This is a genomic window from Mycobacterium sp. (assembly GCF_035603715.1).
In the GTDB taxonomy this organism is placed as follows: domain Bacteria; phylum Actinomycetota; class Actinomycetes; order Mycobacteriales; family Mycobacteriaceae; genus Mycobacterium.
Genome location: NZ_DATNJW010000156.1, coordinates 1 through 5,941 on the forward strand (window position 1 = coordinate 1; position 5,941 = coordinate 5,941).

General features: G+C 65.4%; 6 protein-coding genes and 1 pseudogene. 5 read left to right on the forward strand and 2 right to left on the reverse strand.

Annotation, left to right across the window (positions count from 1 at the left end):
- The 3 genes from VN856_RS07115 to coaD all read left to right on the forward strand — a co-directional run.
- The coding region (locus tag VN856_RS07115) for a biotin/lipoyl-containing protein (RefSeq protein ID WP_325687519.1) at positions 1 to 1,695 on the forward strand (1,695 nt) is incomplete at its 5' end.
- Entirely contained in the window at positions 1,692 to 2,246 is a 555-nt protein-coding gene (rsmD, locus tag VN856_RS07120) for a 16S rRNA (guanine(966)-N(2))-methyltransferase RsmD (protein WP_325687527.1), read from the forward strand. The genes VN856_RS07115 and rsmD, both read left to right, overlap by 4 nt.
- Positions 2,247 to 2,269: 23 nt before the next feature.
- A complete protein-coding gene (gene coaD / locus VN856_RS07125; protein ID WP_325687521.1) occupies positions 2,270 to 2,758 on the forward strand; it encodes a pantetheine-phosphate adenylyltransferase in 489 nt (162 codons plus the stop codon).
- A gap of 187 nt (positions 2,759 to 2,945) precedes the next feature.
- On the opposite strand, the gene VN856_RS07130 is transcribed toward coaD, so the two are convergent.
- Positions 2,946 to 3,578: a hypothetical protein gene (locus VN856_RS07130; RefSeq protein ID WP_325687523.1), complete on the reverse strand. Its 633-nt coding sequence runs from the start codon at positions 3,576 to 3,578 to the stop codon at positions 2,946 to 2,948.
- A 205-nt stretch (positions 3,579 to 3,783) separates the two neighbouring features.
- Between VN856_RS07130 and VN856_RS07135 the strand changes: the two genes are divergently transcribed.
- Entirely contained in the window at positions 3,784 to 4,257 is a 474-nt protein-coding gene (locus VN856_RS07135; protein WP_414686892.1) for a MarR family winged helix-turn-helix transcriptional regulator, read from the forward strand.
- Between the two features lie 59 nt (positions 4,258 to 4,316).
- Here VN856_RS07135 and VN856_RS07140 read toward each other — a convergent pair whose 3' ends face one another.
- Complete coding sequence (locus tag VN856_RS07140) at positions 4,317 to 5,495, reverse strand: permease (RefSeq protein ID WP_325687525.1); 1,179 nt, start codon at positions 5,493 to 5,495, stop codon at positions 4,317 to 4,319.
- Positions 5,496 to 5,734: 239 nt separating this feature from the next.
- Here VN856_RS07140 and sepIVA point away from each other — a divergent pair.
- Positions 5,735 to 5,941, forward strand: a pseudogene (sepIVA, locus tag VN856_RS07145) (cell division protein SepIVA); the annotation flags it as partial.

Here is a 5,941-nt window from a genome sequence, read left to right on the forward strand (position 1 = left end):
TCCGTGGAGTGCTGGGGTGGGGCGACCTATGATGTGGCGCTGCGGTTTTTGAAGGAGGACCCCTGGGAGAGGCTCGCCGAGTTGCGCGAAGCGATGCCCAACCTGTGTCTGCAGATGCTGCTGCGAGGCCGCAACACCGTGGGCTACACGCCGTATCCGGAGCTGGTCACGTCGGCGTTCATCGAGGAGGCCACCGCCACCGGGATCGACATCTTCCGGATTTTCGACGCGCTGAACAACCTTGATTCGATGCGTCCGGCGATCGACGCGGTGCGCGAAACGGGTTCGGCCATAGCCGAAGTCGCGATGTGCTACACCGGCGACTTGTCCGATCCGGGTGAGAACCTCTACACGTTGGATTACTACCTGGGGTTGGCCGAGCGGATCGTGGATGCCGGAGCGCATGTGCTGGCCATCAAGGACATGGCCGGGCTGCTGCGGCCTCAGGCCGCAACGCAACTGGTCGGCGCATTGCGGAGTCGCTTCGATCTGCCGGTGCATGTGCACACCCACGACACCCCAGGCGGTCAGCTGGCCAGCTACATCGCGGCCTGGCACGCGGGTGCGGATGCGGTCGACGGCGCGGCGGCGCCGATGGCGGGCACCACCAGCCAGCCCGCGCTGAGCTCGATTGTCGCGGCCGCCGCGCATACTGACTACGACACCGGGTTGTCGCTGTCGGCGGTGTGCGCGCTGGAACCGTATTGGGAGGCGCTGCGCAAGGTGTACGCGCCCTTCGAATCCGGGTTGCCGGGACCGACCGGACGGGTGTATCACCACGAGATCCCCGGTGGTCAGCTGTCGAACCTGCGTCAGCAGGCGATCGCGCTCGGTCTGGGGGACCGGTTCGAGGAGGTCGAAGAGGCCTACGCCGGTGCCGACCGCGTGCTGGGCAGGCTGATCAAGGTCACGCCGTCGTCGAAGGTGGTCGGTGATCTGGCATTGGCGTTGGTCGGAGCCGGTCTGAGTGCCGATGAATTCGCCTCAGATCCAGGGCATTTCGATATCCCCGAGTCGGTGCTGGGGTTCCTGCGCGGGGATCTTGGCGATCCGGCGGGCGGGTGGCCCGAACCGCTGCGGACCAAAGCGTTGGCCGGTCGAGGCGAGGCGAAGCCCGTTCAGGAATTGACCCCCGAGGACGAGAACACGTTGGGGCTGCTGGGGCACAAGCGCCAAGCCACCCTCAACCGCCTGCTATTCCCCGGACCGACAAAGGAATTCGAGTCCCATCGGGAGACCTACGGTGACACATCGCGGCTATCAGCCAACCAGTTCTTCTACGGCCTTCGGCAAAACGAGGAACACCGGGTGCAACTGGAGCCCGGTGTGGAGCTGTTGATCGGCCTCGAGGCGATTTCCGAGCCTGACGAACGCGCGATGCGCACGGTGATGTGCATCATCAACGGTCAACTCCGGCCCGTAGAAGTGCGTGATCGCAGCATTGCCAGTGCGGTGCCGGCCGCTGAGAAGGCCGACCGCGCCAATCCGAACCACGTCGCGGCACCCTTCGCCGGTGTGGTCACGGTCGGCGTCTCCGTCGGCGACAAGGTCAAGGCCGGCCAGACTATCGCCACCATCGAGGCGATGAAGATGGAAGCCCCGATCACCGCGCCCGCCGATGCCACCATCGAGCGGGTAGCGGTGTCGGCCACAGCCCAGGTCGAGGGCGGGGACCTGCTGGTGGTGCTCGCCTGACGCGGATCATCGGCGGTGTCGCCGGGGGGCGGCGCATCGCCGTCCCGCCGCGGGGAACTCGGCCGACGACCGATCGGGTGCGCGAGTCACTGTTCAGCATCGTGACCGCGCGGCTCGACCTGACCGGTCGCAGCGTGCTCGACCTGTACGCGGGCTCGGGTGCGCTGGGCCTCGAAGCACTTTCGCGCGGCGCGTCGGTGGCGACGTTCGTCGAGTCCGACCGTCGCGCGGCGACCGTGCTCGAGCGCAACATCGCAACACTGGGCCTACCGGGTGCCACTTTGCGTCGCGGGCCGGTATCGGCAGTCATTGCCGCGGGAGCGCCGGCGCCGGTTGACCTTGTGCTGGCCGACCCGCCCTACGACGTCCAAGCGAGCGAGATCGAGGCCCTGCTGAGTGCGCTGGTCGATCACGGCTGGGTACGCGAGGGAAGCGTGATTGTGGCGGAGCGCGCCACCAGCGGGCCGACGCTGAGCTGGCCGCCCGGTTGGCAGCCCTGGCAGCAGCGGGTCTACGGCGACACCCGGTTGGAGCTGGCCGAACGGCTCTGAGTCGGCGTGTACCGTCATGCGTCATGAGCGGCGCCGTTTGCCCGGGTTCCTTCGATCCGGTGACATTGGGCCACATCGATGTCTTTGAACGGGCCGCAGCTCAGTTCGACGAAGTGGTCGCCGCGATTCTGATCAATCCCGCCAAGAAGGGCATGTTCGATATCGACGAGCGGGTCGCGATGATCAAGGAGTCGACCACGCATCTGCCCAACTTGCGCGTGGCGACGGGTCAAGGCTTGGTGGTCGACTTCGTTCGGTCCCAGGGGATGACGGCCATCGTCAAGGGTCTGCGCACCGGCACCGACTTCGAGTACGAGCTTCAGATGGCACAGATGAACAAGCATGTCGCCGGCGTCGACACGTTCTTCGTGGCGACCACGCCGCGGTATTCGTTCGTGTCGTCGTCGCTCGCGAAAGAGGTTGCGACGCTGGGCGGTGACGTGTCCGAGCTGTTGCCCGAGCCGGTGAACCGTCGGCTGGCCGACAAACTACGCTCGGCCAAGGGGCAATAAAGAAGGTTGCGGGGTTGGCGCCATTGGGTGGTTCAGACACCGAGATCGGCGCTAGCGCGTAAGTCACTCGAAGTTTTCCGCGCCGATGTCGATCTCGACGAAACTCACCACAGTGGCTCACGCCGCTAGCTAAAAATCATCAGCGCGGCCGGGTGAAAGCCACGGCCGCGCTGATGATTTGGTTACGTCAGCTCTCAGCGAGTGCGGCGTGCAGCGACTGCTTCGCCTCGGTGATTGCCGTCAGCACCTTCGCCCGCGCTTCGGCAAGCTTCTCCTTCTGGGCGTCAGTGCCCGACCAATGGATGGTCCGTGCCAGTCCGGCGAGTTCGAAGAGTCCCCAACGAATCTTGGCGACATCCTTGAATTTGCCGGCCTGAGCCAGCCGCGCGTGGATGCTCTCGCTGCTGATCCCTTTCCACTGCAACACATTCCTGCCCAGTTCGGTCAGGGTTGCCACTCCGTCGTCGACGCTCACGAAGCCGCGACCGGCCAACTTCCCAATCGCAAGTTCGACGATCTCTTGCGGCGGTGCAAACGCACCGTCGGTCGCCTCAGAAACACGTTGCACGATCTGCTCGGCGTTCGCCGGTCCGTCGAGCAGCAGGGCGGCCGTACCGACCACCAGTCGCTTCCGATGTCCGCCGGGACCGGGTCGGCCCCAGTGCCCTCCGAAACCTGGGCCGCCAAGGCCGGGTCCGCCATGTCCGCCCCAGCCTTGACCACCGAATCCGGGTCCGCCGAACCCCGGGCCACCAAAGCCCGGTCCGCCAAACCCAGGGCCGCCCCAACCGGGACCGCCCGAAAATCCGCCTCCGAACATCCTTGTTCTCCTTCAGTTAAGGCGACCAGCCGACTGGTCGGCCGCCAACTTGTATATCTAGCTCCTTGATACCCGCGCGGCAGATACGTGTCAAGAAACTTGATATGTGGATCTGGGAGTCCAGCCCACGCCGCTCGGTCGCCAAGCCGACGCAGCCAACGGCGCGCCGACCAATGCGGCACTTGGCCTGTCCTTCCATGTCAGCATGGTGGGGATGAGCGAATTCGAGGATCAAGCGCTGGGCTTTTTGGTGCGCGGATTGATGGCGCGACTGCGCCCGCATGCGGTCCAGGCGTTGCGACCGCTCGGGCTCGGATTGCCCGAATTCGTCTGCATGCGCATTCTGGACGAAGATCCGGGCCGCACCAGCGCCGAACTCGCCCGTCACACGCACGTGACAGCCCAAGCGATGAACCAGGTTTTGCAAGGGCTGCAAGAGGTGGGCCTGGTGACCCGCCCCGCGACCGCGCCCTCAGGCCGCGCCCTGCCGGCTCAGCTCACCCGCAAGGGCAGCGCACTTCTCCGGCGGGCGGAGGCGGCCGTTGCGTCGTCCGATGAACACCTATTGGCGCACCTCAGCCCGGCCGAACGGCGCCAACTCAAACTCCTGCTCTACCGCGCCGGCAACCCGTCACCGGACGACAGCCCGGTGTGCGCCCCGAGCGACGGCGCGGGCTGACGCTCAATTAGCCTCGCGGGCAGCACTTTACGCGAGTGGGGGTCGAGTCCAATCTGCGTTCAGTGGCTGTGGTGACAGTGGTCGTCTTCGGCGTCGGGGGAGCCGCCCATCGAGCGGAGCATCGGGAGGCCGCCCGTCCTGACGAACCGGACGCTGAGCACCGCTGCCAGCACGAGGAAGGCGATGTTCAGCCAACTGGTGTAGTTCCAGGAGATGCCCGCTTCCATCACCGTGGCGTTGCGCTGTGACGGGATGAGACCTGCTGCGCCGAACAATAATTCGACGACGTAGCCGGCCGTGACCATGGCGGCGTAGAACGTGCCCAGCAACGTCAGCATCATCTTGGTGCCGTAGTACTTCCGGTAGATGTTCAGGATCGGCAGGATGAGCAGGTCGGCGAAGATGAACGCGACCACGCCACCAAAGCTGATGCCGCCGTTCCACAGCACTGCGGCCAGTGGCACGTTACCGATCGAGCAGACGAACGAGACGATCGCCACGACGGGGCCCACGATCGGTCCCCACAACGCGGATAGCACCGGGTGATCAGCGAAAAAGAAGTGTTGCCAGAACGATTCGGGCACCCAGGCCGCGATGGCGCCCGCGATCAACAACCCCACCACCAGGTCGCGCAGAATCGCCGCCCACTCCATGACGAAAACATGCGAGACGGAGGTAAAGCCCTCCCGTGACAGCAGTCGCTGCCAAAACGAGCCCTCGCGTTGGACCGACATGTCCATTGCGGCATGACCTTCCATCGAGCCTGCCAGCCCGCGATCGGCCTGTCGGCGTGCGGCATCGACGAGCCGAGTACGCACGAACAGGCGGAACAACACCGCAAGTGCCACGATCATCAGCGGGCCGCCGACGAATTCCGCCGCGGTGAACTGCCAACCCATCAGCAGGGCCAGGATGATGCCCAACTCCACCACCAGGTTCGTCGAGCCTATTTCGAAGGCCATGGCGGCGGTGAAGTTGGCGCCCTTGCGAAACAACGACCGGGCCAGGGCCACGGCGGCGTAGGAGCATGACGAGGACGCGGCGCCCAGCCCTGCCGCGACCGCCAGCGTGCGGGGCCGGTCGTCGCCGAGCAGCGCCACAATCGTCGACCGGCGCACCACGGCTTGCACCACCGCAGACAGGGTGAAACCGAGGATCAGGGCCCACAGGATCTCCCAGGTCATTGACCCTGCCAGCGCTAACGCGTGCTCCACCGCATGTGCCGCTTCGTGTGCCATGGCTCCTCCAACGGAATACCCCCTGGGGGTATTCCGCATCGCTCATCGTCGGGTCCCACTGCGTTTCTGCGCCGGTCCGCCGTTGCCGCGACAGCGCGCGAGCCGACATAATTACGTCAAGTGTGCAGGTAAATGGGTCAGTTCTGCGACCTAAAAGCCGACACACCGAGCCTGGCAACGCAGTCACAGAAGCAACACCAGGCACACTGGTAACAACAACGATGCGGGAGGGTGTTGCCGTGTACCGAGTTTTTGAGGCGCTCGACGAGCTGGGCGCCATTGTCGAGGAGGCTCGCGGTGTGCCGATGACGGCGGGCTGTGTTGTGCCTCGTGGCGACGTGCTCGAACTGATCGACGACATCAAGGACGCGATTCCCGGCGAGCTCGACGACGCCCAGGATGTGCTGGACGCCCGCGACTCGCTGCTGCACGAAGCCAAGACGCAC